The organism is Candidatus Protofrankia datiscae (genome assembly GCF_000177615.2).
Taxonomy (GTDB): Bacteria; Actinomycetota; Actinomycetes; order Frankiales; family Frankiaceae; genus Protofrankia; species Protofrankia coriariae.
Genome location: NC_015656.1, coordinates 2,393,867 through 2,412,921 on the forward strand (window position 1 = coordinate 2,393,867; position 19,055 = coordinate 2,412,921).

The window sequence follows — 19,055 nt, forward strand, 5'->3', positions numbered from 1 at the left end:
ACGCTCCATCCAAAAGTTGTCGTGCCTGGCTGAACAGGAGACCTGCCGTGGACTTCGACCTGACAGAGGACCAGGCGACGATCCGCAAAGCTGTCGCCGAACTCGCGAACAAGTTTGACGATCAGTACTGGTTAGAGAAGGACTCCGCACACGAGTTCCCGACCGAGTTCTACGACGCGTTCGCCAGAGGCGGCTGGTTGGGGATCACCACGCCCGAGGAGTACGGCGGTCACGGCCTCGGTATCACCGAGGCGTCGATCCTGCTCGAAGAGGTGTCGGCGTCCGGCGGCGGCATGAACGCCGCGAGCTCGATGCACCTGTCGATCTTCGGGATGCACCCGGTCATCGTCCACGGCTCGGAAGAGCTCAAGCGGCGCAACCTGCCCCGCATCGTCAACGGCGACCTGCACGTGTGCTTCGGGGTCACCGAGCCGGGCGCGGGGCTCGACACCACGCGCATCACCACGTTCGCCCGCCGGGACGGCGATCACTACGTGGTCAACGGGCGCAAGGTGTGGATCTCCAAGGCGCTGGAGTCCGAGAAGGTCCTCCTGCTCACCAGGACGACCAAGTACGAGGACGTGAAGAAGAAGACCGACGGCATGACCCTCTTCCTGACCAACCTCGACCGCAACGCGGTCGACATCCGGCCGATCAGGAAGATGGGGCGCAACGCGGTCAGCTCGAACGAGCTCTTCATCGACGACCTACGCATTCCGGTGGAGGACCGGGTCGGCGAGGAGGGTGCGGGGTTCCGGTACCTGCTGGACGGGCTGAACCCGGAGCGGATGCTGATAGCCGCCGAGGCGCTCGGGCTGGGCCGCGCCGCGCTGCGGCAGGCCGTCCGCTACGGCAACGAGCGCGAGGTGTTCGGCCGTCCCATCGGCAAGAACCAGGGCCTGCAGTTCCCGCTGGCCGACTCGCTGGCCCACCTCGACGCGGCTGAACTGGTGCTGCGCAAGGCGACCTGGCTCTACGACCAGGGCAAGCCCTGCGCCCGGGAGGCGAACACCGCCAAGTACCTGTGCGCCGACGCCGGTTTCCAGGCGGCCGACCGGGCGCTGCAGACGCACGGCGGAATGGGCTACTCCGAGGAGTACCCCGTCGCGCGCTACTTCCGGGAGGCGCGGCTGCTGCGGATCGCCCCGATCAGCCAGGAAATGGTCCTGAACTATCTCGGCCCACACGTTCTCGGTCTGCCCAGGAGCTACTGATGTTCGGTTTGCACGGCCGCTCGGCACTGGTGACGGGGGCGGGCAGCGGGATCGGGGCGGCGGTCGCGGAGGCGTTCGCGGCCGCGGGCGCCGCGGTCCTCGTCTCCGACATCGACGAACAGGCGGCGAAGTCGGTGGCGGAACGGATCCGCGCCACCGGAGGCACGACGGACTCCTTCGCCCTCGACGTCCGCGACGGCACGGCCGCCGCCGAGGCCGCCCGGCGCGCGGCGGCGCTCGCCGACGGCACCCTGCACATCCTGGTCAACATCGCCGGCGCGATCGCACCGGCGATGTTCCCCGACCTCACCCAGGAGGCGTTCCGCCGGATCATCGACATCCACCTGGTCGGCAGCTTCGTGTGCAGCCAGGCCGCCCTGCCGTACCTGCCCGAGGACGGCAGCGGGCGCATCATCAACGTGACCTCGGCCGCGGGGCTGCAGGGCACGATCGGGCAGGCCAACTACGGGGCGGCGAAGGCCGGCATCATCGGCCTGACGAAGTCGCTGGCCAAGGAGCTCGCGCGGCGCAACGTCACGGTCAACGCGCTGGCCCCGCTGGCGGCCACACCCATGACGCAGAACATCCGCAGCAACGAGAAGCTGGCGCAGAAGACACTGGCGAGAATCCCGCTCGGCCGCTGGGCGCAGCCGGCGGAGATCGCCGGCAGTTTCGTGTTCTTCGCCTCCGACGCGGCCGCGTACATCACGGGCCAGGTGCTGCCCGTCGACGGTGGAACGGTGATGTGATGACCAGGGCGACCACAAGCCCCTTCCTGCACACCGGCCGGGAGGTGCTGATAGCGGAGGCCGTCCGCACACCCATCGGCAGGTCGCACCCGGAGCGGGGCTGGTACCGCGACACCCACCCCAACGCGATCCTCGCCGCCTGCTACACCGAGCTGATCGCCCGCGGCGGTATCGCTCCCGACGTGGTCGAGGACCTCGTCATCGGCTGTACGGCGCCCTTCGGCGAGCAGTCGCGCAACATCGGGCGCAACGCCTGGCTGCAGGCCGGCTACCCGCCCGAGGTGCCCGCCGTCACCCTCGACCGGCGCTGCGGGTCGGCGCAGACCGCGCTCGCCATGGCGGCCGCGCTGATCGGCTCCGGCACGCACGACGTGGTCATCGCCGGCGGCGTCGAGCATATGGGGCACGTCCCCATCAACTCGCCAGGCAAGATCTCCGAACTGTACGGCGACCCGTGGCCGCTTCAGCTGCGCGACCGGTACTCCTTCGTCCACCAGGGCGAGAGCGCCGAGCTGATCGCGGACCGCTGGCAGATCAGCCGCACGGAGATGGACGAGTTCGCGGTGCGCTCGCACCAGCTGGCCGTCGCGGCGGTCGACGAGGGCCGCTTCGCCGCCGAGATGGTGCCCCTGGAACTGGCGGGGGAGATCCGTAGCAGCGACCAGAGCATCCGGCCGGGCACCAACCTGGAGACGCTGGCCGGCCTGAAGCCTTCCTTCCGCCCGGAGGACGGGCGCATCACGGCCGGCAGCTCGTCACCGATCTCCGACGGCGCCGCCGCCGTGCTGCTCGCCTCCCGCCCGGCCGCGCAGCGTCACGGCCTGAAGGTCCGGGCCCGCGTCCTCGACCAGACCACGGTCGGGGTCGACCCGATCATCATGTTGACCGGCCCCATCCCCGCGACGCGCAAGCTGCTCGAGCGCAACGGGCTCACGATCGACGACATCGACCTGATCGAGATCAACGAGGCGTTCAGCTCCGTGGTGCTTGCCTGGGAACGCGAGCTCAAGCCCGACATGGACCGGGTCAACGTCAACGGCGGGGCCATCGCGCTCGGGCATCCCGTCGGCGCCACCGGCTCGCGCCTGACCGCCACGATCCTCGCCGAACTGCAACGGCGCGACGCCGAGCTCGGCCTGATCACGATGTGCTGCGGCGGCGGGCTCGGCACCGCCACCCTGGTGCAGCGGCTCGACGGATGATCGATCTCACGAGGTACCTGGCGCCGGGTGCCGGTGTCTGGTGGGGCCAGGCGAGCGCGGAACCGCAGCCGCTGGTGCACGCGCTGCTCGACCAGATCGACCGGCTCGGCCCGCGGCGCGCCTTCTGCGGGCTGAGCTGGGACAAGCGGCTCACCCGGGAGCTGCCCGAGGCACTCCGTCTGGTCTCCTACGGCGGCCTGGGCGAGTTACGGGTGCTCAGCCGTGCCGGGCGCCTCGACGTGCTGCCGTGCCACTACTCCGCGCTACCGCGGATGTTCGCCGAGGGGCACCTGCCCCGCGACGTCGGCTTCGTTCAGGTCTCGCCGCCGGACGCCGACGGCACCTGCTCGCTCGGTGTCGGCGTGGACTACGCCGCCGACGCCGTGCGGCACACCCCCGTGCTGATCGCCGAGATCAACCAACGGATGCCGGCGACCGTCGGCACGCCACGGATCCCGCTGAGCCGGTTCGCGGCCGTGGTGGAGACCGACCGCCCGCTGCGGCAGGCACCCGAACGCCCGCCGGACAGCACGGACCAGGCCATCGCGCGCAACGTTGCGCAGCTCGTCGAGGACGGGAACACCCTCCAGATGGGTGTCGGTCCACTTCCATCCGCGGTCCTCGACTGCCTCGTCGGCCACCGGGACCTCGGCTTCCACTCCGGGATGATCTCCGACGGCATCATGCGCCTGGTCGACAAGGGCGTGCTGACCGGGGCGCGCAAGGAGATCGACCAGGGCGTCGTCGTCACCGGCGCGGCGCTCGGCAGCACCGAACTGTACGAACGGCTGGCCGAACTGCCGGTCGAGTTCCGCCCCGCCAGCTACACGCACGCCCCGGCGACACTGTCCCACCTGCGTTCGCTGGTGTCGATCAACTCGGCCATCGAGGTCGACCTGACCGGGCAGGTCGGAGCCGAGGTACGGCGCGGCGCCCTGATCGGGGCGGTCGGCGGCCAGGTCGACTTCTCGCGGGCGGCGGCCCTGACCGGGACCCGTTCCGTCATCGCGCTGCGCGCGCGTTCCGGAGCGGAGTCCACGATCAGGCCGGCTCTCGAGGCAGGAGTGGTGACGACGTCCCGGTCGGACGTGGACGTGGTCGTGACGGAGTACGGCGCCGCGCACCTGCGCGGCTGTGACCTTGTGGAACGTGCCCGGCGCCTGATCGCCATCGCCGCGCCGGAGCATCAGGAAGCCCTCGAGCGGGCTGTCTCGGACAGATCCTGAGCAGCCCGGTCAGGCCCGCGGCGACACAGGCCCGCGGAGAACGGAGAGGAGTCCGAACAATGAGCACGCACCGCCCCGACCGTGTGCACATCCGGGAGGTCGGCCCACGGGACGGTTTCCAGAACGAGCCGGAACGCATCGCCACCGACAACAAGGTCCGGCTCATCAACGCCCTGGGCCGAGCCGGTTTCAAACGGATCGAGGTGGCCAGCTTCGTCCGCCCGGACGTGATCCCACAGCTTGCCGACCGCGTGCAGGTACTTGAGCGCATCGACGTGCCCGACGACGTGTCGCTCATGGTCCTCGTCCCGAACAGCAGGGGGCTGGACAACGCGCTGAAGGTGCGCCACCTCTTCCACGAGATCGCGGTCTTCGTGTCCGCGTCGGAGACGCACAACAAGAAGAACGTCAACCGCACCGTCGACGAGACGATGGCCGACAACGACGTCATGGTCGGCCGGATCCGGGCGGAGGGGCTGCGCTGCGCCGCCGTCATCGCGACGTCCTTCGGCTGCCCGTACGAGGGCAGGATCGAGCTGAAGCGGGTGCTGGACATCGCGGAGCGGTTCGCCGAGGCGGGGGCGACCGAGATCGGTTTCGGTGACACCACCGGGATGGCCAACCCCGCGTACGCCGGCGAGTTCTTCACCGCGGCGCTCGAACGGCTGCCCGGCGTCGAGGTCACCGCCCACTTCCACAACACGCGGGGGCAGGGGCTGGCCAACGCGTTCGCCGCGCTGGAAGCCGGCTGCTCCAGCTTCGAGTCGAGCTTCGGTGAGCTCGGTGGCTGCCCCGTCCCGGCCGGGTCGACCGGCAACATCGCCACCGAGGACCTGGTGAGCATGTTCCACGAGATGGGTGTGGCCACCGGCCTGTCGCTGCCCGCGATCATCGAGGCGGCCCGCGAGGCGCAGTCGGTGCTCGGCCGCACCCTCACCAGCCACTCGCTCATCGCCGGGCCGGTGAACTGGCCGTCCAGCGCCGCCTGACGGCTTTTCCGCCGGCACGGTTTTCCCGGCGGCACGGCTTTTCCAGCGACACGACGAACACACGACACGACGAGCACAGCGGAGACAAACATGAGCAATCGGGTCGCCTTCGTCACCGGCGGCGCGCAGGGCATCGGCGAGGGCATCTCGCGGACGCTCGGGGCCAGGGGTTTCCAGGTCGCCGTCGCCGACCTCAACTTCGAGGCGGCGACGGCCACCGCCGCGGCCGTCAACGCCGCCGGCGGCAAGGCCATCGCCGTCCACGTGGACGTGACGGACACCGCCTCCGTCCAGGCCGGGGTGAAGGCGGTGACCGGCGAGCTCGGCCCGGTCGAGATCGCCGTGAACAACGCCGGCTGGGACGACTTCCTCAAGTTCGTCGACACCACCGAGGAGTTCTGGGACCGCATCCTGGAAATCAACTTCAAGGGGGCGCTGCGGGTCACCAAGACCGTGGTACCCGGCATGCTGGAGCGGGGCTGGGGGCGCATCATCAACATCGGCTCCGACGCGGGCCGGGTCGGCTCCTCGCTCGAGGCGGTGTACTCCGGTGCCAAGGGCGGCATCATCGCCTTCACCAAGACGCTCGCCCGCGAGGTGGCCACCAGGGGCGTCACCGCGAACACCGTCTGCCCCGGCCCCACCGACACGCCCGCCCTGCGCAAGTTCGCCGACAACGCCGGCCAGGACGCCGAGAAGGTCATCGCCGGAATGACGCGGTCGGTGCCCCTGCGCCGCCTGGCGCAGCCGAGCGACGTGGCGGCGGCCGTCGCGTTCTTCGCCTCCGACGACAGCGGCTACATCACCGGTCAGACGCTGTCGGTCAGCGGCGGGCTCACCATGGCCTGACCGGCCCGCCGGCCCGGCCGAAGACGTTTCACCCGGAAAGATATCCGCCCAGAATGGCAGGCGGCGGCCGGCACCCGTTTCACGGGTCGTGTCCGTGGCCACCGCGGATCCACGAGCTGCTGATGAGGATGGCGCAATGCCCGACCCTGGTAGGCCCGACGTTGGTAACACGGCCGTCAGATGGGATCGCGTGGCGGACGGCGTTCTGCGTGTGACGCTGGAACGGCCGCCCGCGAACGCGCTCGGCAAGCCCATTATCGAAGGGCTGGCCGCCGCGCTGGACGAGCTGGACGCGGCGGGCAACGTCATAACCGTCGTCACGTCCGCCATTCCGGGTTTCTTCGCCGCCGGCGCGGATATCAAGCACATGTCCGGGGTGGACGCCGAGTCCTTCCTGGCCTATGGCAACGAGCTGCGTGGCGTGCTCGACCGACTTGCCGCGCCGAACCGCGTCACGATCGCGGCCATTGACGGGCTGGCCCTCGGCGGTGGGCTTGAGCTCGCGATGGCGTGCACGCTGCGGATTGCCGGGGCCGGGGCGCGCCTCGGTCTGCCCGAGGCCAGGCTCGGCCTGATTCCCGGCGCGGGCGGCACCCAGCGGTTGCCTCGGCTCGTCGGCCGTGGCCGGGCCCTCGACATCATGTTGACGGCCAGGCAGGTGCCCGCGCCGGAAGCCCACGCGATCGGCCTCGTCGACCGGCTCGTCGCGGACGGGCAGGCCGAGCAGGAGGCGCTCAAACTCGCCGCCGAACTGCGCCGGCTGTCACAGCCCGCTCTGCATGCCGTGATCCGGACGGTCGACGCCGCGTTCGACCTGCCGCTGTCGGCGGGTTTTGCCTACGAAGTCGCCCAGGAACAGGAGCTGTTCGAGTCGGGCGAAGCAAAAGAGGGGCTGGCGGCGTTCCTGGAGAAGCGTCCGCCGAAATTCGTCTGACAGCCGGCCCGGTCGACCGGTCAGCCCGCCGTCGGGGTGGGCCGGTATCCGTAACGGCAGTGGATTTGCTCCTCGGATTCTGACGGGATTTTTTCCATGGCAGTGAATCGTTATACGTTGACCGACGAACAGCGATCAGAGCTGATTATGCTGGTTCGCGGTTCGGCCGAGGAACGGGCGGTTGCCGACCGGGCGCGGATGGTTCTGTGGTGGGACGAGGGTATGTCGGCCCGCGCGATAGCCGCTCTGCTGCACGTGTCGCCACCCACCGTGTACCTGTGGCCGGCCCGTTTCGCCAGGCTCGGGACCGAGGGACTTTACGACGCGCCGCGGCCCGCGCCGCCGCCTGTTCATGACGGGCGGGTGCGTGCGAGGATTCTCGCGCTGACACGGCAGTCGCCTCCCGCGGAGACCGGGCTGCGGCGCTGGTCGAGCCGTGCGATGGCGCGGTATCTGCAGCGCTCCGAGGGAGTCGCGGTGTCACACACCTTCATCGCCGACCTCTGGCGGGAGAACAACCTTCAGCCGTATCGGACGGGAACCTTCAGGCTGCCGGCAGGCCCGGGCCCGCGGGCGCCGGACAGCGCCGCTGCCGACCGGTTCCAGCGTTTACCGCGTGGCGAGATGCACACGAACAGTTGAGGGGAAGAACTGTGGGGAGCCTCGAGGAAACGGCGTTCGAGACCATCCGGATCGAACGCCCCACGGACGGCATCGTCGTCGCCACCCTGAACCGTCCGGAGCGGCTGAACGCGATGACGGTGCGCATGTTCGAGGAACTCGAGGACCTGGCCCTGGCGGTGGACAGCGACCTCGACGCGCGCGCCCTGATCATCACGGGCGCGGGGGACCGGGCCTTCTGCGCCGGCTACGACCTCGACGACGCCGAGGAGCTGTCGAGCCTGTCGCCCATGGGCATGCTCGTACGCCAGGAGCGTGCCGCCCGGGCGCTGGCGACGGTCCGCTCGATCCGGATCCCGGTGATCGCGGCGATCAACGGCACCGCCGCGGGCGGCGGGATGTCACTCGTGCTCGTCGCCGACATCCGGCTGGCCACGCCGTCGGCCAAGTTCAACGCCGCCTTCGTGCGCATCGGCCTGTCCGCCGGGGACATGGGCTCCTCCTGGCTGCTGCCGCGCATCGTCGGCCCCGGACGCAGCGCCGACATCGCCTTTACCGCGCGTTTCGTCGGGGCGGAGGAGGCCGAGGAGATCGGTCTCGTCAACAGGATCGTCCCGGCGGACAGCCTGCTGGCCGAGGCCATCGCCATGGCCGAGCTCATCCGTGCCAACCCGGCCGGCGGTATACAGCTGTCCAAACGGTCGCTGCAGGCCAACATGGAGGTGTCCTCGTACCCGGCCGCCCTGGAGCTGGAGAACCGCGGCCAGGTGGTGCTCACCAGGGACGAGGAGATCGACATCCCGGCGGCCCTCGAGGCTCTCAGGCGGGAGTACGCCGACGCGCTGGAGCACACCGGCGCTCCTGTTCCCGGGCCGGCCGTTGCCGGGCCAGCTGTTGCCGGGCCGGCCGTTTCCAGGCCGGTGACGACGGATCGGACCAACAGTGGGGAAGGCGGTTTCATGCTCCAGTTCGAGCCACCGAAGTTGGAGACGCTGACACTTGAGCCCCTTGAGGGCGGCAGCGTGTTGTTGACGGTCAACCGTCCCACCCGGATGAACTCGCTGACGGTCAAGATGTTCGAGGAGTTCAACACCGTCGCCTACGCGCTGCGGGACACCGACGCCAGGGCACTGATCCTCACCGGGTCGGGCGACCGCGCGTTCTGCGCGGGTTTCGACCTGGACGAGATCGGCGTCATCGCCACCATGGGCGTGCGTGAGTTCCTGCGTTTCCAGGAGGTGGCCGCCGGAGGTTTCGCGGCGATTCGCGGTCTTCCCTTCCCCGTGATCGCGGCCATCCACGGGGCGGCCTCGGGAGGCGGGCTGGCCCTCGCGCTCGCCGCGGACATCCGCCTGGTCGCGCCGACCGCCAAGTTCAACGCCCCGTTCGTCCGGCTCGGGCTGTCCATCGGGGACCTGGGCACCTCATGGCAGCTGACGCGGCTGGTCGGGCCCGGCCGGGCGGCTGAGATCGCCTACACCGTGCGTACCGTCGAGGCCGAGGAGGCGGTCCGCATCGGGCTGGCGAACCGGCTCGTGCCGTCGGAGACGCTGTTGGAGGAGGCGTTCACGGTCGCGAGGCAGATCGCCAGCAACTCACCCGCTGGTATCCGCATGTCCAAGCGCGCGCTGCAGCACAACCTGGAGAACGCCTCCTTCGCGGCGGCACTTGAGCTGGAGAACCGCGGCCAGGCGCTGCTGACGCGCGGCGAGGACATGACCGAGGCCCTGACGGCGTTCAAGGCACGCCGGCCGCCACGTTTCACCGGCCAGTAGGGGACAGCCGGGGGAGAGGGTCGGAAGGACACGCCGTCGGACGCCTGGTTGGCAGGCGGACCGGCGGCGCGAAAAATGGGGAGGTTTCAGCGGGAAAGCGAGTTCGAGAAACCGAGAAAACGAAAGAATGCCCCCGAAAAATCGCCGTCCGGGAGCATTCTTTCACGTGCAAGGAGGGGCAGGAGGGAGGTACCGTCAGACGGTGCGCTGGGCCTTGCTCTGCGCGCTCGCCAGCTGGCTGCGCTCGCGGATGTCCGCCCAGTCCTGGTCGCTCAGGGTGGTCAGGCCCGCGAACGTGCCCGGGCCGGCCAGTTTCTGCCCCCCGTCCATCGCGATCGTCTCGCCGGTGAGGTAGTCGCAGGCGTCCGACAGGAGGAAGATCACGAGGTTCGCCAGTTCCTCGACGGTGCCCACGCGGCGCATCGGGATCTGGTCGGCCTGGGTCGCCCCGACCGAGCTCTTGTCCGTGGGGTTGAGCATCTCCCAGGCGTAGTCCGTCGGGATGGGCCCGGGCGCGAGGGCGTTGACGCGGATGCCGTAGCGGGCCCACTCGACCGCCAGCGACATGGTCATGGCGTGCACGGCGGTCTTGCCCATCGCGGAGGGGACCACGAACGCGGAGCCGGTCCAGATCCAGGTGGTGAGCATGGACAGCACCGCTCCTGGCAGCCCCTCGGCGATCCACCGGCGGCCGGCGGCGTGGGTGGTGTTGAAGGAGCCGTTCATCACGGTCGAGCTGACAGTCTCGAAGGCGCGCGCGCTCAGGCTGGCGGTCGGCGCGATGAAGTTCGCCGCGGCATTGTTGACGACGCTGGTCAACGGCCCGTACCGGGCCCAGATCTCGGCGATGGCCGCGTCGACGAGATCTGCCCTGCGCACGTCGACCGTCTGCACCTGGACGCTGCCCGGCCGGGAGGCCGACGCCTGCGCGGCGGCCTCCTCCAGGACGGCCTGCCTGCGTCCCCACAGGTGGACCTCGGCGCCGTGCTGCACCAGGTGAGCCGCCACTCCCCGGCCGAGGCCGGTCCCACCGCCGGTGATGAGAATCCGCTTTCCCTGCAGCACGTCTGGTGAGTAGATGGACTTCGAGCTGTCAGCCATGGGTGTCCCTTGCCGGCTCTGCCGACTCTGTTGGCCCTGTAGTGGGGTTCTGTCGGCCCTTGTGGAGCCCCCTGGAGCTTTTTCTGGTTGCTCCGGGGGGCTTCTGGTGGCCCTGTCCGTGTTGGCGCTGCTGTCCGCCGCGCGCCCGCGGTCATGACGGGCCGTAAGCCGCGTCCGCGGCACCGCTGTTGTGTTCCTGTGCTTTGCCGCGGTGCCGCGGTGCCGCGGACGGGACTTCAGTTGCCCCGGTACACGGAGAAGTCCGGCGGGCGCTTCTCGTTGAAGGCGGTGATGCCTTCCCTGGCCTCGGGGGACTCACCGAACAGCTTGAGGTTGGAGTACGCCAGTTGCCCGATTCCCGCGAAGTGCTCGGTGTCGGTGTTCAGCGACTGCTTGAGCACCTTGAGCGAGGTGGGCGACAGCAGGAGGATCTCATCCGCCCAGGCGCGGACCTCCGCCCGCAACTGGTCGGCCGGGACCACCTTGTTGACCAGGCCCCAGTCCGCGGCCTGCTGGGCGCTGTACTGGCGGCAGAGGAACCAGATCTCGCGGGCGCGTTTCTCACCGATCACGCGGGCGAGATAGCCGGTGCCGAAACCGGCGTCGAACGACCCGACCCGCGGGCCGTTCTGGCCGAAGCGAGCGGTCTCGGACGCGATACTGAGGTCGCACAACAGGTGCAGAACGTGGCCGCCGCCGATGGCGAAACCGTTCACCGCCGCGATGACGGGCTTGGGCACGTCACGAATGACCCGGTGCAGGGCGTCCACCTCGAACAGACCGCTGTCCGACGGCCCGTAGTCGCCGGTCTCCAGACGCTGTTTCTGGTCACCGCCGGTGCAGAAGGCCTTCTCGCCGGCGCCGGTGAGGGCGATGACGCCCACCTCCTCGCTGGCCCAGGCGCGCTTGAAGCTCTTGATCAGCTCGTCGACAGTGCGGGCCCGGAACGAATTGTAACGTTCCGGTCGGTTGATAGTGATCCAGGCCAGGCCGTTTTCGACCTTGTACGTCACGTCAGTGAACTGGTCGTCCATTGAACCGATGACCCTCTTCGATCGGGAAGCGAGCAGGGTCGCTGCTCGTCAGGGAGTAGATGGCATGATCTTCCTGGCTGCCCGCCCGGAAAACGCCGGTGCGCCGGAGAGCAAATGTACTGGCACGAACGGCCTTTTTCAAGGCGGCGTCGGGCTGGGTATTTGAATACCACTGACGGGAGACGGGAATTACCTCCAAAGGGGGACCGGGGCTGTGGTTCGGGCGGGTGTCGCCCTCACCGAGGGTGATGGATCGTCGTCGGACGGGTTCGGTGGCAAGGTCGACCAGCCGGTCGACGGAGCCTTGTCGCGCCGCTCGTGCGTGCCGGTCTGCGGGGGGAGAGCTCTCCGGGTCTGTCGGGCTGGCCGGGACTGTCTCCCTGGCCGCGGGCTTCCTCGCCATGGGTCGGTGGTCCTCGACAGAGATTTTGGTAACGCAGGGAGATATTATGATTACATCGTGTTCCTAAGGTGGTACCTCACGTATCCGCAAGGGGTATGAGGATTTCCCCTATGGGTGATGCAGGACACAGTTCTGCCGCCTACCGTTGACCCGACCAGACGCCAGCGTCGTCGCCTGCGGTTCGCCTCTGGGCAACATCGACAGGAGAGGGGGCTGTTGATCATCCTCCCACCTTCGGTGGACCTGGATTCAAGATCATGTACAAGGAGAGCTCGTGGTCGCGATCGCACCTGTGAACGCCCGCCCGATACCGGACGAGATCGCTCGTCAGATCGTCTTACCTGAGGGACACGCCGACGAGGACCGGTTGTTTGCCGCCTACCAGTGGCTGCGTGAGAACAATCCGCTCGGCCAGGTCAGGGTGGAAGGTTACGATCCGGTCTGGCTGGTCACCAAGCACGCCGACATCATGGAGATCGAGCGGCAGCCGGACATTTTCAGCAGCGGTGGTGGTGACCAGCCGGGCTCCCACAACCCGATTCTGCAGAACCAGGCCGGCGACGAGTTCACCAAGAGCCTCACCGGTGGCAGCCTGCGCATTCTCGACACCCTCACCTACCTTGACCCGCCGGAGCACACCGCGGTCAAGGACGTCGCGGTCGAGTGGTTCCGTCCCGCGAACCTGAAGAAGTGGGAGGACATCATCCGCGAGCTTGCCCGGGAGGCCATCGGCAAGTTCCTGCACGAAGGCGAGAACAATATCGACTTCGTCAAGGAGTTCGCGCTCTTCTATCCGCTGCACGTCATCATGACCCTCTTCGGCGTGCCCGAGGAGGACGAGCCGAGGATGATGGCGCTGAGCCAGGAGTTCTTCGGCACGGAGGACCCCGAAGCGCGTCGGGCGGATGTCGAGGCGCTCACCCCGGAGGCGGCCGCGCAGCAGTGGTCCGCGGCGATCAGGGACTTCTACGCCTACTTCGACGTGCTGGTGGAGAACCGGCGGAAGGAACCCAGGGACGACCTCGCCACGATCATCGCGCTCGCGAAGGGGGAGGACGGCGAGTTCTACCCGAAGGAGTTCGCCTACGGCTGGTTCATCGCGATCGCCACGGCCGGTCACGACACGACGTCGAGCACGCTCTCGGGCGCGCTCGAACAGCTCGCGCTCCACCCCGACCAGCTCAAAAGGGTCCAGGAGGATCTGTCGCTCGTCCCGCACCTGGTCAACGAGGCGCTGCGCTGGGCGTCGCCGGTCAAGCAGTTCACCCGGCAGGCCACCCAGGACTACACGCTGAACGGAAGCGAGATCAGGAAGGGTGACCGGCTGATGCTGCTGTACCAGTCGGCCAACCGCGACGCCGACATATTCGACGATCCCGACTCGTTCCGGATCGACCGCCGGCCGAACAAGCACATCGCCTTCGGCTACGGCCCCCACATGTGCATCGGCCAGCACGTGGCCAAGCTCGAGCTGAAGATCATGTTCGAGGAGCTGCTGCCGCGTATCAGGAAGGTCAGCCTGGACGGCGAGCGCAAGGTCGTCCAGACGAACTTCGTCGGCGGGCTGAAGAAACTGCCGGTAAGTCTGGAGCTGCAGTGACCCATCAGCAGGTTTCCCCCGACGGCCGCCGGGTGGTGGTCGTCGGAGGAGGCCACGCGGGTGGCACGCTGGTCGGGCTGCTCCGGCAGGCAGGCTTCGCCGGTGAGATCGTGCTGTTCGGCCAGGAGACGGACCTGCCGTACCACCGTCCGCCGCTGTCCAAGAAGTTCATCGACGGCGATCTTGAGCACTGGCTGCGCGAGCCGGAGTTCTACCAGGAGCAGGACATCTCCGTCCGGCTGGGCGAGTCGGTCGAGTCGGTCGATCCCGCGGCGCGCCGCGTGCACACGAGCGGCGCGCAGGCCCTCGACTACGACGTGCTTGTCCTCGCCACCGGGGCCGAGCCCCGGTGGCTGCCGACGCCCGGGTCCGATCTTGCCGGTGTGCTCACCCTGCGTACCCTCGCCGACGCCCGTGTCCTGCGTAAGGCCGTCATCAGCGGGAGCCGGATCGCGATCATCGGTGGTGGGTACGTCGGCCTGGAGGTCGCGGCGGTGGCGCGGGCGAACGGCGTCGAGGTGACGGTCATCGAACGCGAGGAGCGGGTGCTCGCGAGAGTGGCGAGCACCCAGCTGTCGGAGATCATGCAGGCGTACCACCGGGAGCGTGGCACGACGATCATCACCGGGGCGCAGGTCGTCAGCCTGTCCGGCGAGGACGGCCGGGTCAGGGACGTGCTTCTCGGTGACGGGACGCGGGTGCCCTGCGACATCGCCCTGGTGGGCATCGGCGCCGTCCCGCGCGACGAGCTCGCGGCGGCGGCCGGCCTGGTCGTCGACCAGGGGATCCTGGTCGACGACCAGGCACACACCAGCGATCCGGCGATCTTCGCGATCGGGGACGTCACCCGCCGGCCGCTGCCGGGCATCGACGGGTTGCTGCGGCTGGAGAGCATCCCCAGCGCGGTGGAGCAGGCCAAGCAGGCCGCGGCCGCGATCGTCGGCGCGGCGCCCCCCCACGCGGAGGTGCCCTGGTTCTGGTCCGACCAGTTCGACCTGAAGCTCAAGATAGCCGGGGTCGTGTCCGCACCACCCGGTACCGTCCTGCGCGGTGACCCGGCGTCGGGGCGCTTCGCCCTGTTTCATCACACGGACGGCAGGGTCACGGCGGTGGAGTCCGCGAACGCGGCGGGCGACTTCATGGCCGGCAAGAAGCTCATCGCCGGTGGCGAGCGGGTCGACCCGGTGCGGCTGGCCGACCCCGCCGTGCCACTTCGCAACGCTGTCATCAAATAAACCGCCATCAAATAAACCGCCACCAGACAGGCCATTACCAGACAGACCGTCACCAGAACAAGCTGTCATTACGTCAGGCCGTCAGCAAGCCATATGAAACAATCGGATGAGCACGGAGCGCGCAATGCCCATAGTCACCTATGTTCTGCCCGACGGCTCCGAACACGCGGTCGACGTCCCACCTGGGCAGACCGTGATGGATGGTTCGGTTCGCAACAACCTGCCGGGAATCGTCGCCGAGTGCGGCGGTAGCTGCTCGTGCGCGACGTGCCACGTCTACGTCGATCCGGAGTCGCAGGCGTTCTTCGACGAGATGACCGACGAGGAACGCGAACTGCTGGAGTTCGCCGACGGCGCGCAGGACAACTCCCGGCTGTCCTGCCAGCTCGTCATCACCGGCGAATGCGAAGGGGTCCGGGTGACGGTGTCGGCCGAGAACGGCTGATCCGGATCCTTCCGGGACGCCGGCCGGCGGGATGCCCGCCGGCCGGCGGTGACACATCGGGGCACTGGCCGACCGGCTCGCCTCCGGTAGCTCGGCTGGCCGGCAGTTCGGCGGTCAACAACATGCAATCAGCGGAACAGACGAGGGAGCGGGCATGGTGGACATCACTGCGGCGGTGGTGACAGCGGTCGGTGGAGAGTTTTCGCTGGACAAGCTCTCCCTCGACGGGCCGGCGGCGGACGAGGTGCTCGTCGAGATCGCCGGGGTCGGGCTGTGCCACACCGATCTGGCGGTCAAGGAGGGGCATCTGCCCTTCCCACTGCCCGGAGTTCTCGGCCATGAGGGCAGCGGCGTGGTCGTCGAGGTGGGCAGCGCCGTCACCAAGGTCCAGAAAGGTGACAGGGTGGTCCTGAGCTTCAACAGCTGCGGGACGTGCCCGCAGTGCAAGAAGGACTCGCCGGCCTACTGTCACAATTTCATGGCCTTCAACTTCAGCGGTGTCCGGCCCGACGGGACCAGCGCACTGAGCATTGCCGGGACCACGGCGGGCAGCAACTTCTTCGGGCAGTCGTCGTTCGGGACGCACGCCCTCGCGCACGAACGGAACGTGGTCAGGGTCACCGACCCCACCGCTCCGCTGGCCCTGCTGGGGCCGCTGGGATGCGGCATCCAGACGGGTGCCGGCGCGGTGCTGAACTCGCTCGACGCCGAGGCCGGCTCCTCGCTGCTGGTCCTCGGCGGCGGCTCTGTCGGCCTGTCCGCTGTGCTCGCCGCGGTCGTCCGCGAGCTCTCGGTAATCATTGTCGTCGAGCCGCTCCAGTCCCGCCGGGATCTCGCGCTCTCCCTGGGCGCGACCCATGTGATCGACCCGGCGGCCGGGCCGCTGTCCGAGCAGGTTCGTGCGATCATCCCTGGCGGCGTGGACTACGCGGTCGACACGACCGCGATCGTGTCCGTTCTCGAGCAGACGTTGCTGTCGTTGGCGCCCCACGCGTCCCTGGGGATTCTCGGCGTCCCGTCCGACCCGACGGCCGCGCTGTCGCTCAACCTGATTCAGGCCCAGGTGCTGGGAGTGACCATCTACGGGATCGTGGAGGGCGACAGCGACCCGGACCGGTTCATCCCCGAGCTGCTCGCGCTGCACCAGGCCGGGAAGTTCCCCTTCGACAAGCTGATCACCACGGTGCCGTTCACGCAGATCAACGAAGCCGTGGCGGCGCAGCATCGCGGCGAGGCGGTGAAGATCGTTCTTGTCCACGAGTGAGCGCGGCGGGAGTGAGCGCGGCGGCTCGCACAGGATTCCGTTCTCGTGAGGAGAATGCAATGACGACGACGATCGACTACGACCAGTTCTATATCGACGGCGGCTGGCAGGCGCCGGCCTCGAACGGCAGTATCCCCGTGCACTCGGCCAGCACCGAGGAGCGGGTGGGCAGCGTCCCGGAGGGGACCGAACGCGACATCGACCTGGCGGTGGCGGCGGCGCGCCGCGCCTTCGACGACCCGGACGGATGGTCCAGGTGGTCACCGGCGCGCCGCGCGGAGGCGCTGGAGCGGTTCGCGGCCGCGCTGGAGGCACGCGGCGCGGAAACCGCGCGCCGGGTCAGCGTCCAGAACGGGATGCCGATCTGGTTAGCCAACCAGTTCGAAGCGGGCTTCCCGCCGTTGCTGCTGCGCTACTACAGCGGTCTGGTCGCGGAGAGCGGCCTGGAGGAGATACGCCCCGGCATCCTGGGCGGCCGCTCCCTGGTCATCCGTGAGCCCGTCGGTGTGGTCGGCGCCGTGGTCCCGTGGAACGTGCCGCAGGCGATCTCCTTCCTGAAGATCGCGCCAGCGCTGGCCAGCGGCTCCACCGTCGTGATCAAGCCTGCGCCGGAGACCGTGCTGGACGCCTTCCTCGTGGGTGAGGCCGCGCTGGAGGCCGGGCTGCCCGCGGGCGTGCTCAACATTGTCCCCGGCGGCCGCGAGGTCGGCGCCTACCTCGTCTCCCACCCCGGGGTCGACAAGGTCTCCTTCACCGGGTCGACCGCCGCCGGGCGCGCGATCGCCGAGACCTGCGGCCGGCTGCTGCGGCTGGTGACCCTCGAACTGGGCGGCAAGTCGGCCGCCATCGTGCTCGACGACGCCGACCTGGCGGCCAACATCCAGAGCTTCTTCGCCTCGACCCTGCTCAACAACGGCCAGATCTGCTGGCTCGGCACGCGGATCCTCGCCCCCCAGCGCCGGTACCAGGAGGTCGTCGACACCATCACCGGGCTCGCCAGCTCGCTGGCGGTGGGGGACCCGCTCGACCCGGCGACCCAGCTGGGTCCGCTGGTGTCGTCCCGGCAGCGGGAGCGGGTGGAGTCCTACATCGCCAAGGGCGAGAGCGAAGGGGCCCGGCTGACCACCGGCGGCAAGCGGCCCAAGGAGCTCGACAGGGGATGGTACGTCGAGCCCACGGTCTTCGCGGACGTGGACAACAAGCAGACCATCGCCCAGGAGGAGATCTTCGGGCCGGTACTGGCGGTGATCCCCTACTCCTCCGAGGAGGAGGCCGTCGCCATCGCGAACGACACCGACTACGGCCTCGGCGGATCGGTGTGGACAGCCGATCCGGAGCGCGGCACCGCGCTCGCCCGGAAGGTCCAGTCCGGCACGATCGGGATCAACGCCTACGTCAACGACCCCACCGCCCCGTTCGGCGGGATCAAGTCGAGCGGGATCGGCCGCGAACTCGGCCCGGAGGGGCTGCACGCCTTCCAGGTTCTCAAGACGATCTATCTCGACGCGTCCAGCAGCTGACCCCGAGCGCCATGTGACGTGTACGCGCGGACGGGACGGATGTTCCAGCCGGCCGGTTGGGGCGCTGGTCGTCAGTGAGCCGCGACGTCCATGGCTCGCAGGTTCCCCCGTCACGCGGGGCCGGTTACGCCGGCCCCGCGTGACGGGGACGCCGCTGGGACGGGCGGACAGCGGTGGTGCCATGACCAGTCAACGAGGAGGGATCATGGGAATCTCGATACGCGAGTCCCTGACCACGTATCCGGGACACTACTTCGCCGCCTGGAACGGGCGGGATCTTCAGGTTGTCGCCGGCCTGCTGGCAGGCCGTTTCAGGTGGGTCGACCCGTCGCTGCCGGCCGACATCACCGATCTCGAAGGGGCACACGGGTTCTTCCAGGCGGCCTGGCAGGGGTTTCCCGACCTGCGTTTCGAAGCGGTGGGCGATCCCCTCGTCGACGAGATCACCGGTCGTGTCGCCCAGGAATGGCGCATGATCGGGACTCACACCGGTGAGGGCTTCCCGCCCGGGGTGCCACCCACCGGCCGGGCGTTCGACGTGGCGGGCACCGACGTCTTCACCGTCGACCCCGAAGGCCGCGCGACCGCCATCCACGCCTACTGGGACGTCACGACGCTGGCCCGTCAGCTCGGGCTCGCCTGAAACGAAAGCCAGGACAGGGCCGGCACAGGGGAGACGGGAGAGCGGGGGCGGGCCACGACGATCGCCATGTCGGCGGCCACGAGCTCCGTCACCTCCGGTTCCCCGGTTACCGGACGTACCTGGCGCGGGGGCATGAACAGGTGCGGACCTCGCGTAACCGGGCAGCCGCGACGGCACGGGGCGGATGCCGCTCCGCCCCGGTCGTACGCCTCGCCGTGCTGGGCGCCGGCCGGCCGGCGGCGATGCCGCGG

Annotated in this window: 17 protein-coding genes and 1 pseudogene; 16 read left to right on the forward strand and 2 right to left on the reverse strand. The window is 69.0% G+C overall.

Features of this window, described 5'->3' with window-relative positions:
- Nucleotides 1-47 precede the first annotated feature (47 nt).
- The 10 genes and pseudogenes from FSYMDG_RS09845 (at nucleotide 48) to FSYMDG_RS29595 (ending at nucleotide 9,559) form a co-directional block, all read left to right on the forward strand.
- On the forward strand, nucleotides 48-1,214 hold the full coding sequence (locus FSYMDG_RS09845) for an acyl-CoA dehydrogenase family protein (RefSeq protein WP_013873376.1): 1,167 nt from the start codon (nucleotides 48-50) through the stop codon (nucleotides 1,212-1,214).
- Entirely contained in the window at nucleotides 1,214-1,963 is a 750-nt protein-coding gene (locus tag FSYMDG_RS09850) for an SDR family NAD(P)-dependent oxidoreductase (RefSeq protein WP_013873377.1), read from the forward strand. Before FSYMDG_RS09845 ends, FSYMDG_RS09850 begins: the two co-directional genes overlap by 1 nt.
- On the forward strand, nucleotides 1,963-3,165 hold the full coding sequence (locus FSYMDG_RS09855; RefSeq protein WP_013873378.1) for a thiolase family protein: 1,203 nt from the start codon (nucleotides 1,963-1,965) through the stop codon (nucleotides 3,163-3,165). The genes FSYMDG_RS09850 and FSYMDG_RS09855 overlap by 1 nt, the downstream gene beginning before the upstream one ends.
- The gene (locus FSYMDG_RS09860) at nucleotides 3,162-4,391 is read left to right on the forward strand and encodes an acetyl-CoA hydrolase/transferase family protein (protein ID WP_013873379.1); all 1,230 of its coding nucleotides are present in this window, start codon (nucleotides 3,162-3,164) and stop codon (nucleotides 4,389-4,391) included. Before FSYMDG_RS09855 ends, FSYMDG_RS09860 begins: the two co-directional genes overlap by 4 nt.
- A 59-nt stretch (nucleotides 4,392-4,450) precedes the next feature.
- Nucleotides 4,451-5,380 (forward strand): hydroxymethylglutaryl-CoA lyase, encoded by a 930-nt coding sequence (locus FSYMDG_RS09865; protein ID WP_013873380.1) that lies wholly within the window; start codon nucleotides 4,451-4,453, stop codon nucleotides 5,378-5,380.
- A 90-nt stretch (nucleotides 5,381-5,470) separates the two neighbouring features.
- Nucleotides 5,471-6,229: an SDR family NAD(P)-dependent oxidoreductase gene (locus FSYMDG_RS09870; protein WP_013873381.1), complete on the forward strand. Its 759-nt coding sequence runs from the start codon at nucleotides 5,471-5,473 to the stop codon at nucleotides 6,227-6,229.
- A gap of 136 nt (nucleotides 6,230-6,365) precedes the next feature.
- Nucleotides 6,366-7,163 (forward strand): enoyl-CoA hydratase/isomerase family protein, encoded by a 798-nt coding sequence (locus FSYMDG_RS09875; protein WP_013873382.1) that lies wholly within the window; start codon nucleotides 6,366-6,368, stop codon nucleotides 7,161-7,163.
- Between the two features lie 147 nt (nucleotides 7,164-7,310).
- On the forward strand, nucleotides 7,311-7,805 hold the full coding sequence (locus FSYMDG_RS09880; RefSeq protein ID WP_050803458.1) for a helix-turn-helix domain-containing protein: 495 nt from the start codon (nucleotides 7,311-7,313) through the stop codon (nucleotides 7,803-7,805).
- Between the two features lie 11 nt (nucleotides 7,806-7,816).
- A pseudogene (locus tag FSYMDG_RS29590) lies at nucleotides 7,817-8,614 on the forward strand (enoyl-CoA hydratase/isomerase family protein); the annotation flags it as partial.
- A gap of 129 nt (nucleotides 8,615-8,743) precedes the next feature.
- Nucleotides 8,744-9,559 (forward strand): enoyl-CoA hydratase-related protein, encoded by an 816-nt coding sequence (locus FSYMDG_RS29595; RefSeq protein ID WP_043605967.1) that lies wholly within the window; start codon nucleotides 8,744-8,746, stop codon nucleotides 9,557-9,559.
- A gap of 195 nt (nucleotides 9,560-9,754) precedes the next feature.
- Here the strand turns inward: FSYMDG_RS29595 and FSYMDG_RS09895 are convergent, their stop codons facing one another.
- Nucleotides 9,755-10,660: an SDR family oxidoreductase gene (locus FSYMDG_RS09895; protein WP_013873385.1), complete on the reverse strand. Its 906-nt coding sequence runs from the start codon at nucleotides 10,658-10,660 to the stop codon at nucleotides 9,755-9,757.
- 236 nt (nucleotides 10,661-10,896) lie between these two features.
- Nucleotides 10,897-11,694, reverse strand: a complete 798-nt coding sequence (locus FSYMDG_RS09900) for an enoyl-CoA hydratase-related protein (RefSeq protein ID WP_013873386.1) — start codon at nucleotides 11,692-11,694, stop codon at nucleotides 10,897-10,899.
- Nucleotides 11,695-12,371: 677 nt separating this feature from the next.
- Between FSYMDG_RS09900 and FSYMDG_RS09905 the strand changes: the two genes are divergently transcribed.
- The 6 genes from FSYMDG_RS09905 to FSYMDG_RS09930 all read left to right on the forward strand — a co-directional run bounded on the left by FSYMDG_RS09905 (nucleotide 12,372) and on the right by FSYMDG_RS09930 (nucleotide 18,804).
- Nucleotides 12,372-13,697, forward strand: a complete 1,326-nt coding sequence (locus tag FSYMDG_RS09905) for a cytochrome P450 (protein WP_013873388.1) — start codon at nucleotides 12,372-12,374, stop codon at nucleotides 13,695-13,697.
- Entirely contained in the window at nucleotides 13,694-14,932 is a 1,239-nt protein-coding gene (locus tag FSYMDG_RS09910; protein WP_013873389.1) for an NAD(P)/FAD-dependent oxidoreductase, read from the forward strand. Before FSYMDG_RS09905 ends, FSYMDG_RS09910 begins: the two co-directional genes overlap by 4 nt.
- 124 nt (nucleotides 14,933-15,056) lie before the next feature.
- Nucleotides 15,057-15,377, forward strand: a complete 321-nt coding sequence (locus FSYMDG_RS09915; protein WP_013873390.1) for a 2Fe-2S iron-sulfur cluster-binding protein — start codon at nucleotides 15,057-15,059, stop codon at nucleotides 15,375-15,377.
- Between the two features lie 157 nt (nucleotides 15,378-15,534).
- Nucleotides 15,535-16,641 carry an alcohol dehydrogenase catalytic domain-containing protein gene (locus FSYMDG_RS09920; protein ID WP_043605970.1) on the forward strand — a complete coding sequence of 369 codons (1,107 nt, stop codon included), beginning with the start codon at nucleotides 15,535-15,537 and terminating at the stop codon, nucleotides 16,639-16,641.
- A gap of 59 nt (nucleotides 16,642-16,700) precedes the next feature.
- Nucleotides 16,701-18,161, forward strand: a complete 1,461-nt coding sequence (locus FSYMDG_RS09925) for an aldehyde dehydrogenase (RefSeq protein WP_013873392.1) — start codon at nucleotides 16,701-16,703, stop codon at nucleotides 18,159-18,161.
- Between the two features lie 205 nt (nucleotides 18,162-18,366).
- On the forward strand, nucleotides 18,367-18,804 hold the full coding sequence (locus FSYMDG_RS09930) for an ester cyclase (RefSeq protein ID WP_013873393.1): 438 nt from the start codon (nucleotides 18,367-18,369) through the stop codon (nucleotides 18,802-18,804).
- The last annotated feature ends 251 nt before the right edge of the window (nucleotides 18,805-19,055 follow it).

Excerpts from the sequence above, each read along its gene's own strand:
- FSYMDG_RS09850 (WP_013873377.1), top strand. The coding sequence starts at position 1,214 with ATGTTCGGTTTGCACGGCCGCTCGGCACTGGTGACGGGGGCGGGCAGC.
- FSYMDG_RS09855 (WP_013873378.1), top strand. The coding sequence starts at position 1,963 with ATGACCAGGGCGACCACAAGCCCCTTCCTGCACACCGGCCGGGAGGTG.
- FSYMDG_RS09860 (WP_013873379.1), top strand. The coding sequence starts at position 3,162 with ATGATCGATCTCACGAGGTACCTGGCGCCGGGTGCCGGTGTCTGGTGG.
- FSYMDG_RS09865 (WP_013873380.1), top strand. The coding sequence starts at position 4,451 with ATGAGCACGCACCGCCCCGACCGTGTGCACATCCGGGAGGTCGGCCCA.
- FSYMDG_RS09870 (WP_013873381.1), top strand. The coding sequence starts at position 5,471 with ATGAGCAATCGGGTCGCCTTCGTCACCGGCGGCGCGCAGGGCATCGGC.
- FSYMDG_RS09875 (WP_013873382.1), top strand. The coding sequence starts at position 6,366 with ATGCCCGACCCTGGTAGGCCCGACGTTGGTAACACGGCCGTCAGATGG.
- FSYMDG_RS09880 (WP_050803458.1), top strand. The coding sequence starts at position 7,311 with ATGCTGGTTCGCGGTTCGGCCGAGGAACGGGCGGTTGCCGACCGGGCG.
- FSYMDG_RS29595 (WP_043605967.1), top strand. The coding sequence starts at position 8,744 with ATGCTCCAGTTCGAGCCACCGAAGTTGGAGACGCTGACACTTGAGCCC.
- FSYMDG_RS09895 (WP_013873385.1), bottom strand. The coding sequence starts at position 10,660 with ATGGCTGACAGCTCGAAGTCCATCTACTCACCAGACGTGCTGCAGGGA.
- FSYMDG_RS09900 (WP_013873386.1), bottom strand. The coding sequence starts at position 11,694 with ATGGACGACCAGTTCACTGACGTGACGTACAAGGTCGAAAACGGCCTG.
- FSYMDG_RS09915 (WP_013873390.1), top strand. The coding sequence starts at position 15,057 with ATGCCCATAGTCACCTATGTTCTGCCCGACGGCTCCGAACACGCGGTC.
- FSYMDG_RS09925 (WP_013873392.1), top strand. The coding sequence starts at position 16,701 with ATGACGACGACGATCGACTACGACCAGTTCTATATCGACGGCGGCTGG.
- FSYMDG_RS09930 (WP_013873393.1), top strand. The coding sequence starts at position 18,367 with ATGGGAATCTCGATACGCGAGTCCCTGACCACGTATCCGGGACACTAC.